The organism is Pseudomonas sp. C7.1 (assembly GCF_056312395.1).
Genome location: NZ_JBWDTL010000003.1, coordinates 145238 through 164875, shown reverse-complemented (window position 1 = coordinate 164875; position 19638 = coordinate 145238). Strand labels below are relative to the sequence as shown.

Annotated in this window: 25 protein-coding genes, 1 pseudogene and 1 riboswitch; of the genes and pseudogenes, 13 read left to right on the top strand and 13 right to left on the bottom strand. The window is 59.5% G+C overall.

Going from position 1 to position 19638, the window contains the following annotated elements; translation table 11 throughout:
* Nucleotides 1–29: 29 nt before the first annotated feature.
* Nucleotides 30–548 carry an outer membrane protein assembly factor BamE gene (locus AC0T4W_RS04105; protein WP_476316486.1) on the top strand — a complete coding sequence of 173 codons (519 nt, stop codon included), beginning with the start codon at nt 30–32 and terminating at the stop codon, nt 546–548.
* Nucleotides 549–621: 73 nt separating this feature from the next.
* Here the strand turns inward: AC0T4W_RS04105 and AC0T4W_RS04100 are convergent, their stop codons facing one another.
* Genes AC0T4W_RS04100 through AC0T4W_RS04090 form a run of 3 tightly spaced genes read right to left on the bottom strand, consistent with a single transcriptional unit; the run spans nt 622 to nt 2807 of the window.
* Nucleotides 622–942, bottom strand: a complete 321-nt coding sequence (locus AC0T4W_RS04100) for an RnfH family protein (RefSeq protein ID WP_476316483.1) — start codon at nt 940–942, stop codon at nt 622–624.
* On the bottom strand, nt 935–1369 hold the full coding sequence (locus tag AC0T4W_RS04095; protein WP_476316480.1) for a type II toxin-antitoxin system RatA family toxin: 435 nt from the start codon (nt 1367–1369) through the stop codon (nt 935–937). Before AC0T4W_RS04095 ends, AC0T4W_RS04100 begins: the two co-directional genes overlap by 8 nt.
* Before the next feature lie 34 nt (nt 1370–1403).
* A complete protein-coding gene (locus tag AC0T4W_RS04090; RefSeq protein WP_476316477.1) occupies nt 1404–2807 on the bottom strand; it encodes a sodium-dependent transporter in 1404 nt (467 codons plus the stop codon).
* Nucleotides 2808–2973: 166 nt separating this feature from the next.
* Here AC0T4W_RS04090 and smpB point away from each other — a divergent pair, with 166 nt between their 5' ends.
* The gene (gene smpB, locus AC0T4W_RS04085; RefSeq protein ID WP_476316474.1) at nt 2974–3456 is read left to right on the top strand and encodes an SsrA-binding protein SmpB; all 483 of its coding nucleotides are present in this window, start codon (nt 2974–2976) and stop codon (nt 3454–3456) included.
* A 200-nt stretch (nt 3457–3656) separates the two neighbouring features.
* Here the strand turns inward: smpB and AC0T4W_RS04080 are convergent, their stop codons facing one another.
* A complete protein-coding gene (locus tag AC0T4W_RS04080; RefSeq protein WP_476316471.1) occupies nt 3657–4286 on the bottom strand; it encodes a LysE family translocator in 630 nt (209 codons plus the stop codon).
* 82 nt (nt 4287–4368) lie between these two features.
* Between AC0T4W_RS04080 and AC0T4W_RS04075 the strand changes: the two genes are divergently transcribed.
* The 4 genes from AC0T4W_RS04075 (at nt 4369) to AC0T4W_RS04060 (ending at nt 7737) form a co-directional block, all read left to right on the top strand.
* Complete coding sequence (locus AC0T4W_RS04075) at nt 4369–5334, top strand: 2-hydroxyacid dehydrogenase (protein ID WP_476316469.1); 966 nt, start codon at nt 4369–4371, stop codon at nt 5332–5334.
* A gap of 28 nt (nt 5335–5362) precedes the next feature.
* Nucleotides 5363–6361, top strand: coding sequence for a methyltransferase (locus AC0T4W_RS04070; RefSeq protein ID WP_476316466.1), 999 nt, complete (start codon nt 5363–5365; stop codon nt 6359–6361).
* A 35-nt stretch (nt 6362–6396) separates the two neighbouring features.
* A riboswitch (yybP-ykoY riboswitch) is annotated at nt 6397–6528 on the top strand.
* A 76-nt stretch (nt 6529–6604) separates the two neighbouring features.
* Nucleotides 6605–7189 carry a TMEM165/GDT1 family protein gene (locus AC0T4W_RS04065; protein ID WP_476316463.1) on the top strand — a complete coding sequence of 195 codons (585 nt, stop codon included), beginning with the start codon at nt 6605–6607 and terminating at the stop codon, nt 7187–7189.
* A gap of 104 nt (nt 7190–7293) precedes the next feature.
* Complete coding sequence (locus AC0T4W_RS04060) at nt 7294–7737, top strand: ketosteroid isomerase-related protein (RefSeq protein ID WP_476316460.1); 444 nt, start codon at nt 7294–7296, stop codon at nt 7735–7737.
* A 58-nt stretch (nt 7738–7795) separates the two neighbouring features.
* Here the strand turns inward: AC0T4W_RS04060 and AC0T4W_RS04055 are convergent, their stop codons facing one another.
* Entirely contained in the window at nt 7796–8608 is an 813-nt protein-coding gene (locus AC0T4W_RS04055; RefSeq protein WP_476316458.1) for a M48 family metallopeptidase, read from the bottom strand.
* A gap of 168 nt (nt 8609–8776) precedes the next feature.
* Between AC0T4W_RS04055 and AC0T4W_RS04050 the strand changes: the two are divergent.
* Together AC0T4W_RS04050 and AC0T4W_RS04045 are read left to right on the top strand one after the other, a co-directional pair.
* Nucleotides 8777–10069, top strand: a pseudogene (locus AC0T4W_RS04050) (PDC sensor domain-containing protein); the annotation flags it as partial.
* A 15-nt stretch (nt 10070–10084) separates the two neighbouring features.
* Entirely contained in the window at nt 10085–10927 is an 843-nt protein-coding gene (locus AC0T4W_RS04045; RefSeq protein ID WP_476323447.1) for a methyl-accepting chemotaxis protein, read from the top strand.
* 62 nt (nt 10928–10989) lie between these two features.
* Here the strand turns inward: AC0T4W_RS04045 and AC0T4W_RS04040 are convergent, their stop codons facing one another.
* The 3 genes from AC0T4W_RS04040 to AC0T4W_RS04030 all read right to left on the bottom strand — a co-directional run bounded on the left by AC0T4W_RS04040 (nt 10990) and on the right by AC0T4W_RS04030 (nt 12132).
* A complete protein-coding gene (locus AC0T4W_RS04040) occupies nt 10990–11607 on the bottom strand; it encodes an SOS response-associated peptidase (protein ID WP_476316455.1) in 618 nt (205 codons plus the stop codon).
* 82 nt (nt 11608–11689) lie between these two features.
* Nucleotides 11690–11950 (bottom strand): putative signal transducing protein, encoded by a 261-nt coding sequence (locus tag AC0T4W_RS04035; RefSeq protein WP_305594336.1) that lies wholly within the window; start codon nt 11948–11950, stop codon nt 11690–11692.
* Nucleotides 11950–12132: a CPXCG motif-containing cysteine-rich protein gene (locus AC0T4W_RS04030; RefSeq protein ID WP_476316451.1), complete on the bottom strand. Its 183-nt coding sequence runs from the start codon at nt 12130–12132 to the stop codon at nt 11950–11952. The genes AC0T4W_RS04035 and AC0T4W_RS04030 overlap by 1 nt, the downstream gene beginning before the upstream one ends.
* A 128-nt stretch (nt 12133–12260) precedes the next feature.
* Between AC0T4W_RS04030 and AC0T4W_RS04025 the strand changes: the two genes are divergently transcribed.
* Nucleotides 12261–13427 (top strand): 1-acyl-sn-glycerol-3-phosphate acyltransferase, encoded by a 1167-nt coding sequence (locus AC0T4W_RS04025; protein ID WP_476316449.1) that lies wholly within the window; start codon nt 12261–12263, stop codon nt 13425–13427.
* A 63-nt stretch (nt 13428–13490) separates the two neighbouring features.
* Here the strand turns inward: AC0T4W_RS04025 and AC0T4W_RS04020 are convergent, their stop codons facing one another.
* Nucleotides 13491–13778, bottom strand: coding sequence for a hypothetical protein (locus tag AC0T4W_RS04020; protein WP_476316446.1), 288 nt, complete (start codon nt 13776–13778; stop codon nt 13491–13493).
* A 270-nt stretch (nt 13779–14048) separates the two neighbouring features.
* On the opposite strand from AC0T4W_RS04020, the gene AC0T4W_RS04015 reads away from it, so the two are divergent.
* On the top strand, nt 14049–14255 hold the full coding sequence (locus AC0T4W_RS04015; protein WP_476316443.1) for a hypothetical protein: 207 nt from the start codon (nt 14049–14051) through the stop codon (nt 14253–14255).
* A 67-nt stretch (nt 14256–14322) separates the two neighbouring features.
* Here the strand turns inward: AC0T4W_RS04015 and AC0T4W_RS04010 are convergent, their stop codons facing one another.
* Nucleotides 14323–14907, bottom strand: coding sequence for a YajG family lipoprotein (locus AC0T4W_RS04010; RefSeq protein ID WP_476316440.1), 585 nt, complete (start codon nt 14905–14907; stop codon nt 14323–14325).
* 206 nt (nt 14908–15113) lie between these two features.
* On the opposite strand from AC0T4W_RS04010, the gene AC0T4W_RS04005 reads away from it, so the two are divergent.
* The gene (locus AC0T4W_RS04005; RefSeq protein ID WP_476316437.1) at nt 15114–15347 is read left to right on the top strand and encodes a hypothetical protein; all 234 of its coding nucleotides are present in this window, start codon (nt 15114–15116) and stop codon (nt 15345–15347) included.
* A 456-nt stretch (nt 15348–15803) separates the two neighbouring features.
* A complete protein-coding gene (mqo, locus tag AC0T4W_RS04000) occupies nt 15804–17306 on the top strand; it encodes a malate dehydrogenase (quinone) (protein WP_476316435.1) in 1503 nt (500 codons plus the stop codon).
* A 63-nt stretch (nt 17307–17369) separates the two neighbouring features.
* Here the strand turns inward: mqo and AC0T4W_RS03995 are convergent, their stop codons facing one another.
* The 3 genes from AC0T4W_RS03995 to AC0T4W_RS03985 all read right to left on the bottom strand — a co-directional run bounded on the left by AC0T4W_RS03995 (nt 17370) and on the right by AC0T4W_RS03985 (nt 18657).
* Nucleotides 17370–17732: a PilZ domain-containing protein gene (locus AC0T4W_RS03995; protein ID WP_476316433.1), complete on the bottom strand. Its 363-nt coding sequence runs from the start codon at nt 17730–17732 to the stop codon at nt 17370–17372.
* 60 nt (nt 17733–17792) lie between these two features.
* Nucleotides 17793–18215: a DUF4124 domain-containing protein gene (locus tag AC0T4W_RS03990; RefSeq protein WP_476316430.1), complete on the bottom strand. Its 423-nt coding sequence runs from the start codon at nt 18213–18215 to the stop codon at nt 17793–17795.
* Between the two features lie 67 nt (nt 18216–18282).
* A complete protein-coding gene (locus AC0T4W_RS03985) occupies nt 18283–18657 on the bottom strand; it encodes a tetratricopeptide repeat protein (RefSeq protein WP_476316427.1) in 375 nt (124 codons plus the stop codon).
* 148 nt (nt 18658–18805) lie between these two features.
* Here AC0T4W_RS03985 and AC0T4W_RS03980 point away from each other — a divergent pair, with 148 nt between their 5' ends.
* Entirely contained in the window at nt 18806–19603 is a 798-nt protein-coding gene (locus AC0T4W_RS03980; protein ID WP_476316424.1) for a tetratricopeptide repeat protein, read from the top strand.
* Nucleotides 19604–19638: the final 35 nt, after the last annotated feature.

Here is a 19638-nt window from a genome sequence, read left to right as displayed (position 1 = left end):
CCAGCCAAGATAGTGGAAGTCGCCCACCGATGCAAAAAACCAAAATCCTGCTGACCAGCCTCACCCTTACGGGGCTACTCGCACTCGCCGGTTGTTCATTCCCCGGGGTTTATAAAATCGACATTCAACAGGGCAATGTCGTGACGCAGGACATGATAGACCAGTTGCGTCCGGGAATGACCCGCAAGCAAGTGCGGTTTATCATGGGCAACCCCCTGCTCACTGACACCTTCCACGCCAATCGCTGGGATTACCTGTACAGCATCCAGCCGGGCGGCGGTAAGCGCCTGCAGGAGCGCGTCAGCGTAAACTTCAGCGCCGATGACCAGCTGGTTGGCTTGTCCGGTGACTTTATGCCGGGCGTCAGCCGCGACCAGGCCATCCTGGGCGAAGGCAGTGGTGTCACCACGCAGCAGACAACTCAGCAGCCGCAGGTTGAAGAGAAACCTGCTCCGGGTTCGCTACTTGAACAGATTCAGCGCGAAGTGGACGACGTTAAAGTCGTGCCGGTGCCAACACCAGAGCCGCTGGAAAGCACACCGCAGTAATATTTGCTGATAAAAAAGCCCGGACATGTCCGGGCTTTTTTTATGCCTGCCTCCCTACTAGCGGACTCAGCAACTACTGCGCAGCATCCTCGGCCTTGGCTTGCGCCGCTTTGGCCGCACGCTGCTTGCGCACTTCTTTCGGATCGGCGATCAACGGTCGGTAGATCTCTACCCGCTCACCGTCTTCCAGCACACGCTCATCGGGCTTGCTCACTGCCTTGCCGAAGATCCCCAGCGGACTGTTATGCAGGTCCAGATCGGGGAAATGCACCTGCATCCCGGACTGCACCGCCGCCTGCCGTACCGTGGTGCCGTAAGGCAGGCTCAGACGCAGCAGCTTCTGCTTGTCGGCCAGGGCATAGACCACCTCGACCACAATATTCGGCTTATCCATAGAGTTGCTTGGCCCGCTGGCAGAAAGCATCGACCAAGGTATTGGTGGCCTGATTGAACAGCGGCCCGAGGGTCGCGCGTACCAGCGGGCCGGCGTAGTCGAAGGTCAGATCGAGGCTGATCTTACAGGCCTTATCGCCCAGCGCCTTGAACTCCCAATGCCCATAGAGCTGGGTGAACGGCCCCTCAACCAGGGTCAGCTTGATCAATTCGCCCGGCACCAGGATATTGGCCGTGACAAAGCGCTGACTCAAGCCGCCTTTGGCCACCGCCAGGCTGGCGCGCATATGCGTGTCGCTGGACTCAAGCACCTCGCTGGCCGAGCACCAGGGCAGAAACTGTGGGTAACTGGCCACATCATTGACCAGATCAAACAGCGCCCGCGCGGGATAAGGCAACAGCGCCGAACGCTGAATATGAGTACTCATAACCCAACCACTTGGCTAAACAGGATGCAGGCGATCATTTACTTAGCTCTGCGACAAACACGATCAGCACACCAATTGGCGCGACCACACGAATCAACCAGTACACCACGTTGAACAGCAGCGGGCTTTTCATTGCCAGCTCTTCACGCACCACTTCACGCTTAAGCACCCAGCCGGCGAATAGGGCAAACGCAAGGCCACCGAACGGCAACAGAATGCGGCTGGTCAAGTAATCGATGGTGTCGAAGAAATTCCGCCCGCCTTCTGCTCCCCACTGAAACAGATGGAAACCATCTTCGCCAAAGACAAAAAACTTCGCTTCAGCCCCCACATTAAAAGACAGCACCGTGCCCATACCGACTACCCAACAGAGGAACGCCAGCACGCTGGTGACCAGCACTCGGCTGCGTTTGGTTCGCTCCACCAAGTAGGCCACTGCCGGCTCCAGCATGGAGATCGACGAAGTCCAGGCCGCGATCAACACCAGGATAAAGAACAATGTGCCCATAATCTGGCCAAAGGCGATATTACCGAACGCCACCGGCAGGGTGACAAACATCAGCCCAGGCCCGGCGCCAGGCTCCAGGCCACCCGCGAAAACGATCGGGAACAGCGCCATACCGGCCGTCAGCGCCACCAGAGTATCGAGAATGCCGACGGTGAGAATGGTGCCGCCAATCGAGGCGTTCTTCGGCATGTATGAGCCGTAGACCATGATCGCGCCCACACCCACACTCAAGGTAAAGAAGGCATGGCCCATGGCGGCAAGCACGCCATCAAGCACGCGGTCCGGCTGGAAGTTGAAGAGAAAATTAAAGCCCTGCATAAAGTGCCCGGTGGTCATGCTGTAACCCAGCAGCACCAGCAGCAAAACGAACAACAGCGGCATCATGATGCGCAGGCTGCGCTCAAGGCCGGCCACTACACCACGGGCGATAACAAAACCGGTTAGCAGCATAAACAGCGTATGCCACAAGGTCAGCCGCCAGGGATCAGCCGTCAGGGCGCCAAACGCGGCGCCAGCGCCCTCGGCACTGACGCCGGCAAATTGCCCGCCGCTCATGCTGAGAATGTAATCGAACGACCAGCCGGCCACCACGCTGTAGAACGACAGAATCAGCAGGGCGGCAACCATCCCCACCAGCGCGGCCCAAGACCATTTCGGCGAAGCGCCCGACTCGATGGCCAGGGTCTTCAGGGTATTCACCGGGCTCTGCCGGCCGCGTCGGCCGATCAGGGTTTCCGCCAGCATGATCGGCAGACCGACCATAAAGATGCACACCAGATACATCATTACGAAAGCCCCGCCGCCGTACATGCCGGTCATATAGGGGAACTTCCAGATATTGCCCAAGCCAACGGCCGAACCGGTCGCAGCCAGAATAAACACCCAACGGCTGGCCCAGGCGCCGTGTATCGAAACCTTGTCGTTCGCCATGCTCGGCTAACCCGCTCTATTGAAATAAGATCGCGCATTGTCGGGGATTCACCAGAGCGGCTCAAGCACAGCCGACGCCAGGCAGCACCATGGCGCCAGACAAAGCTGATTTTGCCCTGCCGCACACATAGCGCCCGCGCCAGTGACTCCCTATAATGCGCGCCCTATGGCTAAACAAAAGAAACACCCTCAAGGCACCATCGCGCAAAACAAGAAGGCGATGCACGACTACTTCGTCGAATCCCGGTTCGAGGCAGGCCTGGTCCTGGCCGGTTGGGAAGTGAAAAGTCTGCGCGCCGGCAAGGCCCAGTTGGTCGACAGCTACGTGCTGCTGAAAAACGACGAAGCCTGGCTGATGGGCTGCCACATCACACCGCTCACCGCGGCCAGCACCCATGTGATCGCTGACCCGACGCGCACCCGTAAACTACTGCTGAACAAGCGTGAGCTGGACAAGCTGTTCAGCGCCGTGCAGCAGAAAGGCTATGCCTGCGTGGCCATGTCGATTTACTGGAAGGCGCACCTGATCAAGTGCGAAATCGCCCTGGCTAAGGGCAAGAAGGACTTCGACAAGCGCCACACCGAGAAAGAACGCGACGCCGACCGTGAAGTGCAGCGTGCTATGCGCAGCAAAGGTAAAGACGAGTAAGAACCTGTTTTCAATCTGCTGCGCGTCGGCCCTGCGGCGTTAAAAACAGGCTCGGAATGCTCATGTACAAAAGTACACTCCGCTTCCTTGCCTGTTTTTGCCTTGCAGGACTCTAGCTCGCGAGATCGAAAATAGGTTCTAAGCACTACCTACAAACAAAACGCCCCGCAATGCGGGGCGTTTTCGTAGCAGCGCTGGGTTTAGCGCAACTCCGTAAGCGCCAGCTTAACGCCAAGACCCACCAGCACTGCCCCCATCAAGCGATCAAACCAGTGCCCCAGCCGAGCAAAGCCGGCACGCACCCGCTGATGGCTGAATAGCTGCGCGACCATGCAGAACCACAGCGCCGTGGCCACCGCCAGGTAAACCCCGTAGCCCGCCTGAATAGGCAGCGGCGTGTGCGGATTGATCACCACGGTAAACAGCGACAGAAAGAACAGCGTGGCCTTGGGGTTCAGGCCATTGGTCACAAAGCCGGCAACAAAGGCTGCACGCGGCGAGCGCTCGCCCTCATTCAGGCTCAACTCGGCCTCACTCGCACTTGCCGGTTTGGCGCGCAGCGCACGAATGCCGATATACAGCAGGTAGCCCGCCGCCAACCACTTCAGGGCGTTGAACAACACAATCGACTGCGACACGATCAAGCCGATACCCAGCAGCGAATAGGCCACATGGATAAAAATTCCGCAGCCCACGCCAATCGCACTGAAGATGCCGGCACGCCGTCCGTGCGCCACACTCTCGCGCACCACAATCGCAAAATCCGGGCCGGGGCTGGCCACGGCCAGCAAGTGGATCAGGGCCACAGCTAAAAACTCGGTCCAGTACATGGGCAGGCTCCGCGACGTCGAAATGATTCTGTTAGGCTCGCCACCTTACTCCCCGCTCAAACCCGCAGGATAGATACAGCTGATGAGTAACAGTCACCGCGCCGTCTTTCTCGACCACAGCTCACTCGACCTGGGCGACCTCGACCTGTCCAGCCTGAGCGCTTGCTTTGCCGACCTGCAGCTGTATCCGCACAGCACCCAGGCGCAAACCATCGAACGCCTGCAGAGTGCGCAGGTAGCGATTAGCAACAAGGTGCCGCTAAATGCCGAGGTATTCGCCGCCTGCCCGGAGCTGAAGCTGGTGCTGGTGGCCGCAACCGGTACCAACCCGATTGACCTGGCGGCCGCCCGCGCCCACGGCATCAGTGTGTGCAACTGCCAGGGCTACGGCACACCATCGGTGGCGCAACACACCTTGATGCTGCTATTGGCGCTGGCCACCCGCCTGCCCGATTACCAGCGCGACGTGCGCGCCGGCCACTGGCAACAGGCGCAGCAGTTCTGCCTGCTCGATTACCCGATCGTCGAATTGTACGGCAAGACCCTCGGCCTGCTTGGCCATGGCGAGTTGGGCGGCGCAGTCGCCAACCTGGCTGAGGCTTTCGGCATGCGTGTACTGCTCGGTCAGTTGCCCGGCCGGCCAACTCGTGCCGACCGCCTGCCTCTAGATGAGCTGCTGCCCCAGGTCGATGCGCTTACCCTGCACTGCCCGCTGAACAGCGACACCCTGAACCTGATCGACGCCCGTGAACTCAGCCTGATGAAGCCCACGGCGTTTCTGATCAATACCGCACGCGGCGGCCTGATCAACGAACAAGCCCTGGCCGACGCCCTGCGCGCAGGCCACCTGGGCGGCGCCGCCACCGATGTGCTGACCCAGGAGCCACCCAAAGACGGCAACCCCTTGCTCGCCGCCGATATTCCACGGCTGATCATCACCCCGCACAGCGCCTGGGGCAGCCGCGAAGCGCGGCAACGCATCGTCGGCCAACTGAGTGAAAACGCGCTGGCATTCTTCAACGGCGCGCCTGTGCGCGTTGTCAGCTAATCTACGCGACTTTTTTCAAGGAGCGCTTATGGACCCGCGAAGCGAAGTGCTGCTGCGCCAGGCAGATCTATTCAACGGCCCGCTGTTGTTGGCCGGCTTGCCGGCGGATGACCTGCTCGGTCAGTTCCCTGAGGCCCACGGCTGGAGCTGGCATGCCGGCGAGCACGCGCTGCTGGACGCCCGCTTCAGCAATCGTTGCCACTTTGGCACTCAGCCTGGCGAGCACGATGTTCAGGCGGCGGTGCTGTTTCTGCCAAAATCCCGCGAGCTGACCGATTACTTGCTCAATACCCTGGCAGCGCGCCTGAATGGTCGCGAGCTGTTTCTGGTGGGTGAAAAACGCGCCGGTATTGAGCGCGCCGCCAAGCAGTTGGCGAGCTTCGGCCAGCCGCGCAAACTCGACAGCGCCCGCCACTGCCAGCTCTGGCAGGTACGGGCTGAGCACGCCCCCGCCACGCCGGCCCTGCACAGCCTGGCGCAACGCTATGAACTGGCCCTGGCCGACGGGCCACTGCAGGTACTCAGCCTGCCGGGCGTATTCAGCCATGGCCGCCTGGACGTTGGCAGCGCACTGCTGCTCGAACACCTCAACGATTTACCCAGCGGGCATATCCTGGACTTCGGCTGCGGGGCCGGCGTACTCGGCGCGGCGTTGAAACGCCGTTACCCAGACAGCCAGATCACCCTACTGGATGTCGACGCCTTTGCCGTCGAAAGCAGCCGCCTGACCCTGGCCGCCAACGGTTTGCAGGCCGACGTCATCAATGGCGACGGCATCGATGCCGCGCCCACGGGATTGACTGCAATCCTCAGCAACCCGCCCTTTCATCAGGGCGTGCACACCCACTACCAGGCCACAGAACACCTGCTGCGTCAGGCCAGCCGACACCTGGCTGGCAAAGGCGAATTACGCCTGGTGGCCAACAGCTTCCTTAAATACCCACCGCTGATCGAACAGCACCTCGGCCCCTGTCAAACCCTGGCCGACGCCAAAGGCTTTCGCATCTACCGCGCCCGCAAAGGCTGAACGGGCTTGCCCTATCACGGATGCGCGGGCAGAATGCGCGCGTCCTAGGGGAGTAGTCTCCCGCGAGCGCCAGCTCGCCCGGCACGCGTCAACATACTTGCTCAGCAGAGCATGGCGCGTGCGACCCAAGGCCCACTCAGAGGGGCCTGCGGTTTGACCAGACCTATGACACGCACACCTTACCCGGGGCGGGAAGGCTGTACGTGTCATAGCCGTGTCGACCCGCCCCTTTAGGAAAGCCTGATGTTCGAATCCCTGTTTGTTCCAACCTTTATCGTTGCCTTGGCCGAAATCGGCGACAAGACGCAGCTGCTCGCTTTGCTGTTGGCAGCGCGTTTTCGCAAACCCTGGCCGATCATCTGCGGCATTGTGGTCGCCACCCTGGCCAACCATTTCGCCGCCGGCGCCATCGGCAACTGGGTTGCCAGCATCTTCTCCCCCGCCACCCTCAGCTGGGTTCTCGCCGCCAGTTTTGTTGCCGTAGCACTGTGGACGTTAATCCCCGACAAACTGGATGACGACGAAAGCTCCAAGCTCAAACGCTACGGCCCGTTTCTGACCACGCTGATTGCCTTCTTCATTGCGGAAATGGGTGACAAGACCCAGGTTGCCACCGTGATGCTGGCGGCGCAGTACCCGCACTTTATCCTGGTGATTATCGGCACCACCCTGGGCATGCTGATTGCCAACGTACCGGTGGTACTGGCCGGCAATTTTGCCGCCGAGCGCCTACCACTGACACTGATTCGCCGCCTGGCGGCCTGCGCCTTTGCAGCACTAGCCGTGTATGCGGGGTATCAGGCGCTTAAATACAGCGGGCTGATTTGACATTAAGTTGACGCTAGGGCACTGGCGCTTCGGCCAATACATGGCCTTCCAGGCGGCTGCTACAGTGCGCAACATCCTGCTCACTCAGCCGCTAGGGAGTCCCCATGCCATTGGATGATCGGAAGAAACTGGTGCGCCAGCATATTGACCTGTCGTGGAACAAAGGCCGCACAGCGCTGGCCGAGCAACTGCACAGTAAAGACTTTCTCTATAAGAGTTTGTTTATCGGCAGGCCACTGACCAGCCCAGCATTTGCCCAGCTGGTGCGGGACATCCGCCACGCCATGCCGGACCTGCAAGTGGTCATCGAGGAGTGTATTGCCGAAGACTACAAAGTAGTCACCTGGTGCACTTTGATCGGCACCATCCAGAAGCCCGCGCTTGGCTATCCGCCCAGCGACAAGGTGCTGAGCATTTCGGCCATGGCCTTCTGGACCATTACCCCAAGCAATGAAATCCAGGAAATTTGCACCATGTTCGACATGGAAAGCTTCCGCTCGCAACTGGGCCTGGCCAGCCAACCTTTTGCCGCCAAGGCACTGCCCTGAATAAATAAAGCCCAACAAAAAAGCCGCCTACTCAGGCGGCTTTTGTTTAACGCGCGTTTTAGCGCGCTTGCTTATAGAGCGGCATCACCTTGGGAATCGCCGCCTGCAGAGAAGCTATTCGGCTGCTCGATGCGGGGTGCGTGCTCATAAACTCAGGCGGCGCACCTTCGCTGGCGGCGGCCATTTTCTGCCACAGACTGACTGCAGCATTCGGGTTGTAGCCAGCACGGGCAGCCAGTTCCAGACCGATCAGATCGGCCTCATTTTCATTACCACGGCTGTTCGGCAGCATCATGCCGTACTGCACTGCTGCATCGGCCACGGCCATGCCGCCAGAACCCAGGCCGAGCAAGGCGCCAGCGCCCTGCTTGGCCATTTGCACACCATAGGCCTTAGACATCGCCTCACGGCTGTGCTCGCGCAAGGCGTGGGCCATTTCGTGACCCATGATGGCGGCGATCTCATCGTCAGTCAGCTTCAGCTTCTCGATGATTCCACTGTAGAAAATGATCTTGCCGCCTGGGCCGCAATTGGCATTTAGCTCAGTGCTTTTGATCAGGTTGACCTCCCACTGCCACTGCGCCGCATCCGGACGGAACAGCGGGGCATGCTTGATCAGGCGATTGGCGATCGTACGCAGGCGCTTGGCGTTATTGCTGGTTTTATCCAGCACACCCTTGCTGGACGCCTCGCCCAAGGTCTGCTGATAAGACTGCGCATACATCTGATTGACCTCTTGGGTCGAGAGCATGCTGAACATGTACTGCTTGCGCTCAACACCTACCGCGCCGCCACTGGTGGTGTTCACCGCCTGGCATCCCGCCAGCAACAGAGCCGTGCTCAAGGCGGCGAGGGGTAACAATTTGGCCATGTCAAAACTCCTTATGATAACTGCGACATCCTAGGCGGCTGAGCAGCTACGGACAACTACAAGCTTGCTCAATGCCAGTAAGCGATCTTTAGTAAGACAGGCGATTAAGGGTTTTCTCCCCTGCGGCCGATAAGCAGTCACGGCAACTCTTTCCTGCGTGGAGCTTCCATGAAATTTCGCTCGATCCAGACCACCATTGCCACTCTCGCTGGCGCCAGCATCTTGGCCATCGTCGTAGCCCTGATTCTCTATGCACTTTACGCCAGCGGCCGCAGCCAGGAACTGACTCAGGCACGTACCCAGGAGCTGCTTGAGCAGGTGATCAAACAACGCCTAAGCGCTCTGGCGCACACACAGACGCTGCAGATCCAGGCCGAGCTGGAATACCCGCTGATGATCACCGCCGAGCTGGCCAACACCAATCGCCTGCTTGGCCTGAAGACTGAGGACGGCAGCGCCATGCTCTCCATAAGCCGCGAAGAGCTCAGCAATATGGCCGGCGATCTTCTGGTACAGCACCCCAAACTGCTCGGTTCCTACATCGGCTGGACCGTCAACGGCCTGGATGACAGCGACGCCATCTACGCTGGCATCGGCAATTCGGCGGTTAACGAAAGCGGCCGCTTTATTCCCTGGTGGTATCGCAACGATGACGGCAGTCTGGCCCAGGAACTACTGACCGATCTGGAGGACGAGAAACCGCTGCCCACCGGCGTGCGCGCTGGCGAGTATTACCTGTGCCCACGCGATGCGAAAAAGGCCTGCGTGATCGATCCGGCGCCTTATGAGATGGGCGGCAAGATGGTGATGCTGGCCTCGTTCGTCAGTCCAATTCTTATCGACGGCACCTTCAAGGGCATGGTCGGCGCCGATCTGGGCGTCAATTTTATCCAGGACCTGCTGGTCAACGCTGACAGTCAGCTGTACGACGGCGCAGGTGAAATGACGCTAATTTCAAGCCACGGTCGTCTGGTGGCATCCACCCAAGCACCAGACAAACTGGGCAGTCCTGCCACCGAACTGCTTGATGCCAACGAGCTGGAAAACCTCAAACAACTCACGCCTGGGCAGATCATCTACGACATCCACCACGAGGCTAATCCAGCCGAGAGCCATATAGAGCTATTTCTCTCCTTCGGCATAGGTGACACCGATGCGCGGTGGACCCTGATGCTGGTCTTGCCACTCGACACCGTAATGGCCGAATTGCAGCAATTGCATGGCGACCTCACCGATCAGCGTCAAGCTGACACCCTGAATATGACCCTGGTCGGCCTGCTGATTGCCGCACTAGGCCTACTGGTGATTTGGCTGGTCAGCCGCGGTATCGCCAAGCCACTAAAGCAGATGGTGAGCATGCTGGACGACATCGCTCAGGGCGAGGGTGATCTAACCCGCCGCCTGGAGGTAAACCGCAGCGATGAACTGGGCGATATCGCCAAAGGCTTCAACACCTTCCTCGGCAAACTGCAAAACATGATTACCCAGGTGGTTAGCTCGGTGCAGAAGGTCAGCGACTCTTCCGAACACACCGCTGACATCGCCATCCGCACCAACACCGGTGTGCAGAAGCAGTTGGCGGAGATCGAACTGGTCGCCACCGCCGTGCATGAAATGACTGCCACTGCCCAGGACGTGGCGCGCAACGCTACCCATGCAGCCGAGGCTGCCAACCATGCGGACCGCGCTGCCAATCAGGGCAAGCAGACAGTGCAACACACCGCCGATGCAATTGCCGCCCTGGCGCAGGAGATCGGTCGTGCGGTCACCGTGGTGCAAACGCTGGCCAAGGACAGCGAAAACATCAACGCCATCCTCGTGGCGATTCGCGGGATTGCCGAGCAAACCAACCTGTTGGCGCTCAACGCGGCCATCGAGGCCGCCCGCGCCGGTGAACAGGGCCGCGGCTTTGCCGTGGTGGCCGACGAGGTGCGCAATCTGGCGCAGAAAACCCAGAAGGCCACCGAAGAAATCCAGACCATGATCCAGCAGCTGCAACAGGGCACGCGCGACGTGGTCAAGGTCATGGAAGACAGCCAGGGCAAAACCGAGATCAGCGTGCAGCAGGCCAGCCAGGCCGCCGAGGCGCTGGAATCAATTACCCAGGCGGTATCGGTGATCAACGACATGAACACGCAGATCGCCAGCGCCGCCGAAGAACAAAGCGCGGTGGCCGAAGACATCAACCGCAACGTCACCAATATCGGCCAAGTGGCCAATGAAGTAGCCGGTGGCGCCGACGAAGCCAGCCAGGCCAGCGCCGAGCTGACCCAACTGGCCGAACAGCAACGCCGGCTGATCAACCAGTTTAAGGTCTGATCAAGCAACAACAAAAAAGGGCGGACTGCCATAACAGTCCGCCCTTTTTGTTGCTGCGCTGGCTACGCCGGGGTCAGGCACTCAGGCGCATCAAGCTTGGGATCATTGATCAGGTTGGCCAGCACCCGCTCGCGCAGCGCCGGTTGCGGGCTCGCCAGCAAGGTCTGCAACTCAGTTACAGGGGTATCGCCAGCCAACCAGACGGCCTGGCCGGCCTCATCGAGAATCAGCGGGCGGCGTTGGCTGGCTGCAGCCTGAGTCACCACCGCCGCGCTCAGGTAAACACAGCCCTCAACCGGATAAGCCTCCCACAAGGCAGCGAAATACAGCGGTGTGGTCTCACCGGTGAGCCAGTACGGGCGTTTGCGTGCAGTGCCGCGCCATTCATAAAAGCCGTTGGCCGGTAGCAGGCCGCGACGCAGGCGAAACGCTTCACGAAACATCGGCTGTTCGGCCAGGGTTTCGGCACGGGCCTGGGCCGGGGTCTTGGTCAAGTCAGTTAACCAGGGCGGCGTCAGCCCCCAGCGCGCGCGCGTTAGCTGACGCTCGCCCTCGATGTTGCGCAGCAGCAGCACCTGGCTATGGGGGGAAATGCTCCAGTGCGGTAACTGATCAGCAGGAAAACCGGGAATCGCCGCAAATGCAGGCGTCCAACGGAACAGGGCATAACGTCCACACATGGAAAACTCGATAGCGTTCAGCAGTCAATGCACCGACCAGACGGCCAGCAAGAAGTAAGTCAGGTGCGCCGCAAAATTAGATTTAGCAGAGCAGCGAGCCTTGAAAGCTTTCAGGCTCATCCGTCGGCAGCGGCAGCGCGGCATTGTACGCGGCGATCAGCTGTTGTGCGCTGTGCGCCTGATCATCCTCAACCATCACCCCGAGCAAACCACAGGCGGGCAACTCGCCCACCGCGCCGGCCAGGTGCTGCCCAGTGAGATAGGCGTCGATCCCCTCACTGGCCAACATCCCCAGCAGCAGCTCGCCTTCCATCAGGTCCTGCGGTTCGTAGATTCGCTGCATCAATCGTTCTCCCCGCGCACGTCCAGGCTCCAGTCTTGGCCATCGGTCTGCAACGAAAACACGATGGGCCGGCAGCACACCGGACAATCTTCGATGTACTGCTGATCGCCGGCAGATAGGTCGAGCAGCGCCTCAACCTGCTCGCCACAATAAGGGCATTGGTAATCCTGACTTTCCAGCATCGCTGTCTCCTTGTGACTTGGGCGTATAATCGCCGGTCTATAGCTGGCCCTGCAGTCACGCAGTATCCATTATCACGCGCGACAACCCGCGCAGTGAGCATCTCCACAGCCAACCACAATAAGAGAGCATGATGGGCGAATTCGATGCCATCCGACCTTACGCCGACGCCGAAGTCCCTGCCGTGTTGGCGCGCCTACTGGCCGACGATGCGTTTCTCGGCATTCTCACCCAGTTCCGCTTCCCGCGTCTGGCGGTATCTTTAGGCTGGCTGCTTAAACCACTTATAGCCTATCGCCTGCGTCTTGAGTTTCGCGACGTGAGTTCGGTGGCGCAGTTACAGACGCGCATCGAGAGCTATGTCGACCACACCATTGAGCAGGCCACCGACGGCGTGAGCTATTCCGGCATTGAGCATCTGCAGGCCGGCAAGGCCAGCCTGTTTCTTGCCAACCACCGCGATATCGTTATGGACCCGGCGTTTGTCAACTACGCGGTGTACCACGCGGGCCTACCGACGCCGCGCATCGCCATCGGCGACAACCTGCTGCAGAAGCCCTTTGTCAGCGACCTGATGCGCCTGAACAAGAGCTTTATCGTGCACCGATCGATCAGTGGACGGCGCGAGAAGCTGGCGGCCTACCAATTGCTGTCGGCCTATATCAATCACTCGATCCGCACTGATGGCGAGTCGATCTGGATCGCTCAGGCCGAAGGCCGCGCCAAGGATGGTGATGACCGCACCGATTCGGCGATCCTCAAGATGTTCCACATGAGCCGCAAGGGCGAGCCGTTCGCCGAGGTGATCAACGCCCTACGCCTAACCCCAGTATCGATCAGCTACGAGTACGACCCCTGCGACCAGGCCAAAGCCCGTGAGCTGTCTATCCGCGCCAGCAGTGGCAGCTACACTAAGGTCGCCGGTGAAGATGACCAGAGCATCGCCCTCGGCATCACCGGCTACAAAGGCCGCGTGCACATACATTTTGGCGCGCCCGTCAGCCAAGGTCTGGAAGATAGCAAACTGCTGGCAGCAGAGATGGACCGGCAGATTCTTACGGGTTATCGACTGTTTCCCGTGCACTACCTGGCCTATGCCATGTGGGCTGATCGCGACCCGGAACTGGCCGTACCCAACGCCGCAGAGCTATTCCCTGCCGCAGAGCTCAGCGCCGCCAAGAGCGAATGGCAACGGCGCCTCGCCAACTGCCCGCGCGAGCAACAGCCCTACCTGATCCTGCAGTACGCCAACCCGGTGCGTAACCAATACAGGATTAAAGCTAGCCTGCCGCTGTAGGCAAATCGCAGCCATAAAAAACGGCAGCCAATGGCTGCCGTTTTTATTAGCCGAGAAACCGGGTTATAGCAGCGTGCTAAACCAGGACAGCAGCAGGCCCGACGCTAGGCAGGCATAACCAAAACGGTAGAAAAACTGGTTCAGACGCAGTGTCGGCTCATCACAGGTATAGGCCTCATCCGTCAGCTCATTCAGTTCACTGCCGGCCAGCAGCCGCGCCGACGCCCGTTGCTCACGCATGCGAGTGGCAAGCAACAGCCAGGCGCCGGCCAGGGCAAAAAACAGCGCCAGCCCATTTAGCCACTGCCCAGGCTGACCCTCGATCAGTAACCAGAGCGCTTGCAACGACATGCTCACCCTCAACTTCTATAAGGCATGCGATCAACGTCGCGCCTGATTAGCAGCACACCCGATGCAGCATTGGGCAGTCCAAATACGGGCGCGGAGTCTACCGAAAGTTGCAGCGCTCGCGGTTTGATTCCGACGAATCACAGCCGCTATGACCAAGCGGTCTAAACACTGTCATTTTCGTGAGCTATGGTCTAACACTCGTCCCAACGCCTTGGCCCAAAAAGCCTCAAGCACGGCGACAGGTCTTAAACATCCATGGAGGAACACCGCATGCTGCATGCCCAACCGCAAGACCGCGACTACCTAATTGATTCGTTGGATGACATAGACGCCGTCATCGACGGACTGTCTTTCAATGTGCAGGACGACCACTGGCTGGTCTACTGCGCTATGGGCGGTCACGAGCATTACGCCCTGCCCGATGTCGATACGCGCACCGGCATGAGCTTGCCCGAGCTTTACAGCGAAGCGGCCTGAAAGGCTGCAAAGCGCAGCTGTAAAAAAGCCTGGAATAATCCAGGCTTTTTTATTACCGCTACAAGGTTTACTGCGCGAGCATCTGGCTGATGGTCGGGTCCTTGAAGGCGCGGGTCAGGGCATCGCTCAACACATCGCTGATCAGCTTGGTGTTGGTCGCCTGATTCGGCGCCATGCCGAAGCGCTGGTTCAGCGAAGCGCCGTAACGGCCACTGTAACGACGGCTGCTGTTCTGCACATCAAGGCGGAAGGTCGCAGTCATGTCAGCTTCGGTCACGTACATCCCTTCTTTCGGCGACTGGTACTTGAGTTCCGCTAGGGTCAGGGTTAGCTGCGGCGCGTTGAAGGCATTGGCACTTGGGGTAAAGCCGAGCAGACGCACAGCCGTTTCAGCCTGGGCCTGTAGTTTGGGCAGAATATCCTGGCCAGTCACGCTGATGGCGCTGGTTTCTGGGTAGAGACCGCCGCGGGTGCCCAGTACCGGTGAAGGACGGCCATCGGCCACCCGCACCACCACAGGCTGGCCCTGGCCAACGGCCGTCAGCGGGCTATTGAGTTTGGGTTGTGGGCTGAGTTGTTGCGGGCTGTGGGCACAACCCACCAGAGTAAGGCTGGCAACAGCCACCAGACCAAACAGCAGACGATGCAGCATGCTCAACTCTCCATAAATAAGGGGTAGACGTGGCGCGCAGTATAACCAGCGTGGTAAATGCCTGACAGCGCTGCTTGCTAGACATGGCTCGCGATGAAACGGCAACAGACCCTAGGACGTTTATCGCACCAACAGGTTCCCGTAACGCCCTTGTCATGCGCGTCAGGCATAAGACTTTAGTCTTCTCTGTTTGTGAGTGATCCGCCATGTTCTCACTGCGCAACCTGCTCACCCCACGCCGCCCGATGCGTTCGTTTGCCCTGGTCGATGCGCAAGGCATCTGTCGCGCCCTGCGCCAGTCAGCCCAGGCACCGCAGGGCTCCGGCTGGATTGAGGTGCAACACAGCTGCCTGAGCTGGCTCAATCGACCGCTGCCAGCCGGTGTCAGAACCGCCCAGGTCACGCCATGCCTGCGCGTGCAGCAAACGCTGGCAGCCTGACCAGCGGAAGAAGAAAAGTCACACCAGGCGATCAATTTTCCTGCTTTGCCCTTATAATCTCGCCCCGATTATAAGGACGCCTCCTGTTCGGGCCCTGCCGTCACGCTGATGCACCATTCATCGGCCGCGCCCCAGAGAGTCGCCCACTTCGCGCCGCCTTCCGGCTGCCGCTTTTTCCCACTGTGAAACGCCATGCAGTTGCTGCGATGGTCATTTTATGTCGTGGAAAACTCGGCCTAGGCAGACGTGTTTTGAGGTTCACGACTCCAAAAGAGCGTGAAAAAACGGTTTGGAAAACTTCACAAGAGTGTGGCGAAAATGAACGATCTCGCGGTTGGCATCTGCACCCAGAAGCCTGCTTCCTTCAACCCTGAGCGTCTCGCCGACTGCTGATTGGCTGTGTACATACACAAGCTGCCTAACGTCTATTGAGTGCTGGTTTGCGGAGAAGTAGTAATGGCGCAAAACGATTACGAAACAATGGATGTGGTGCTGGTTGGTGCCGGCATCATGAGTGCGACCCTGGCTGTACTGTTAAAAGAACTCGACCCAGCGATCAAGCTGGAAGTCCTCGAGATGATGAGCACTGCGTCAAGCGAAAGCTCTTACCCGTGGAACAATGCGGGTACTGGCCATGCAGCCTTGTGCGAGCTGAACTACACGCCGGAAGCGGCCGACGGTTCGATCGACATCAAGAAGTCGGTGACCATCAATGCCCAATTCGAAGAGTCCAAGCAATTCTGGGCCTACCTGGTCGAGAAGGGTCGCTTTGGCTCGCCCAAGTCGTTTATCAGCCCGGTTCCGCATCTAAGCTTTGTACGTGGCCAGAAAGGCATCGACTTCCTGAAGAAGCGCTTTGCCGCGCTGACCGTGCACCACGCCTTCACCGAGATGGAATACACCGAAGACCGCGCCACCATGGCTGAATGGATGCCGTTGATGCTGCCGGGCCGTGACCCGAGCGAGCCGATTGCCGCCACCCGCGTAATGGCCGGTACTGACGTCAACTTCGGCGCCCTGACCAAGCACCTGCTCGACCACCTCGGCCAGCAGGCAGACGCCAACGTCACCTGCAGCCAGAAGGTCGTTGGCCTCAAGCGCAGCGGCCAAGGCTGGCGCGTCAGCGTCAAGGACCAGCAGAACGGCAGCAGCCGTGAAATCCAGGCCAAGTTTGTCTTCCTCGGCGCCGGCGGCGCGGCCCTGCCGCTGCTGCAGATGTCCGGCATTCCAGAAGGCAAAGGCTTCGGCGGCTTCCCGGTCAGCGGCCAGTGGCTGCGTTGCGACAACCCTGAAATCGTCAAGCAACACCAGGCCAAGGTTTACAGCCAGGCTGCTGTCGGCTCTCCGCCGATGTCAGTACCGCACCTGGACACCCGTGTGGTGGATGGCAAGACCTCACTGCTGTTCGGCCCTTACGCCGGGTTCACCACCAAGTTCCTCAAGCGTGGCTCGTTCCTCGACCTGCCACTGTCGGTCCGCCCAAACAATATCGGCCCGATGCTGGCCGTAGCGCGCGACAACTTCGATCTGACCCGCTACCTGATCAAGGAAGTGCTGCAGTCCGAAGAGAAGCGCCTGGAAACCCTACGCGGCTTCTACCCACAAGCCAAAGCCGAAGACTGGCGCCTGGAAATAGCCGGTCAACGCGTACAGATCATCAAGAAAGACGCGAAGAACGGCGGCATCCTGCAGTTTGGTACCGAACTGGTGGCTGCAGAAGATGGCTCCATCGCCGCCCTGCTCGGCGCATCGCCAGGTGCATCGGTCACCGTGTCGATCATGCTCGACTTGATCCAGCGCTGCTTCGGCGCGCAGGCTAAATCAGAGCAGTGGAGCAGCAAGCTGAACGAGATATTCCCCGCCATGGCTGCGGTGCTCGCCAGCGATGCCGAACGCTACCGCGAGGTACAGTCGCGCTCCGATGCCTTGCTGCAGCTGGAGCAGACCGTCAGCGCCTAAACCGCGCTGCAATAAGAAACCGCCTCTCGGGGCGGTTTTTTATGTCCTGCCGAACGTGGTCAATCAGACCGATGCCGCAATTGAGCGGAAGCTGAAGTAATGGCGCAACGCATCGACCATCTCAACATAGTCAGCCGGCGGCGCGACCAGGGCGAAACCTGAGTCGTAGCAACCTGGGGTGACATCCTCGCGGGACCATTGGCAGGTGGCCGAAAAATCGATGTAGTGCAAGGCAGCGCGCCCTGGAATCTTCAAACGCATATCAAAGCGCGCGCCAACTAACAGGGGCAGCTGGCTGATCAGCATCAGGCCGTCCAGAGACACGTTACCGATATTGCCCATGGGCTTGTCGGTGATGCGATTGAACACCTTGAGGTAGTACGGCAACTGATGGCGTTCGATGCTGCGCTGAATATGCTTGGGCATAGTGGCGAATCGCTATAGATGGCCATTTAGTATGACCCCACTACTGCGCTTAAACCAGTTTCAGGAACAGCGTTCAGACACCCGGTTCTGCAGTTGCTGACGAGCGGTATCGAGCTGTTCATCACTGTAATAACTGCGCTGCCCATCCGCCTCCGTGCGGTAATAGCGACGACCTTCGGGGATCGAAGACAGTTTATTGCGCAGTTCGCGGCATTCTTCGGCACGCTTGGCCTGACGCTCGGCGGCGACCACCGAAGCCTGAGCCTGCTCCTCGCGGCGCGCGTCATAAAAGCGATTGGTGCGCTCTTCGCGCTCACGGGTCAGCTGATCACGCTCGACCACTTGCGGTTTGACCTCAACCTTCTCGGCCCCAGCCGCCGCCGGGCGCTGGCCGAAATGCACCTGGCCATTGGCATCGGTCCAACGATAAATTTCCGCAGCCGCCAAACCCGGCAATAACAACAGGCACAACAAGACGCGCATGGATTCCCTCCCGTAAAAACTCAGCTTACCGCCGAGGATAGCCTTCTATGGCTGTAACGACCAGCGGTCATGGCTTGACCGGAGTGACCTTAACCGTAGCCTCAGCTCCTTCATGCCCCAACTGGCGCAAGGTATCCATGCGCGCGCGAGCACGGTAGGCGTACTCACTGGCAGGGTACTGGGTGGCGATAAATTGATAGGTCTGCATAGCATCGACAAACAATGCCTGGCGCTCCAGGCACTGGCCACGCAGCAAAGAAATTTCCGGCTGTATATAGCTGCGCGAGCGACTGCTGCGCTCTGCCCTAGACAAATAAAGGATCGCCTCCTCACATTCGCCACGGTCATAGGCCTCATAGGCATTGTTCAAATGCCTATCCAGGCTATGCCGGCTACATCCCACCACGCTCAACATCAGCAATACCAACACAAGAATCCGCATAAGCCTCTCCTCCGATGAGCAGTGTATCGACTGCCCAGGAAAATTCTGCAGCAACATATCCTCTGATGGGTAATGCCGCCAACCACTTGGCCAGCGCCCGCACGCCTGACTAGACTGTGCGCAACGGCCATTGCGCCCAGGAGCTATCATGTCGTCGTCACCTCGCCTGTTATTGCTGCTATGTACCGCTCTGTTAAGTGCCTGCTCACCCACCACGCCGCTGTTTATTGCGCAGATCACCACCAACGAAGTGGTCGAATACAAAACCCTGAAAACCAATCGCATGCTCGCCGCCATCGAGGATGAAGGCGATCTGCTGACCTACAGCGCCCAGGCCATCCGCGATGCCAAGAGTGAACAGGCCGAGCAGTTGTACCTCACCGGTTACCGTGACGAAAAGCTCAGCGGCGAAGTGCGTGCCATCTCGCTGTACCAAATCGGCCTGCTGTATATGAACCGCTTCAACGAGCAGCGCGATGACAACAAGGCGCTCAACTACTTCTATCAGGTGCTCAACCAGTTCCCCGCCAGCCGCGCCGCCGCACGGGCCGAGGCGCGGATTGTGATGATCCGCGAGCGCGCAGACGAGCCCGTGCACAAGACCTCGCGCGAGCTGCTGGCGCACTGGAAGCCCAACCAACAGCTCGACCTGTACAAGCCCAGCCTCGACCCGGACATGACCCTGCTGTCGCGCCGCGCCGTGCTGAAAAACCGCGTCGATGAAGCCGAAGAGCTGTATCTACTGGCCCTGAGCGACCCTCGCATCCCCGCCGATATCAAAGAAAAAGCCCTGTACCAGCTAGGCCTTATGTACCTGGCCCCGGACAACGCGCAGGCTAACCGCGACAAAGCCATCACCTACCTGCGCCGCCTCCTGGTGCAATACCCCGGCAGCGAGCTAAACACCAAAGCCGCCCGCCATCTGGATCAGGCACTTAATCGCTAGCAGGCAGGCCAAGGTAGTAGAGAGGAACAATGACT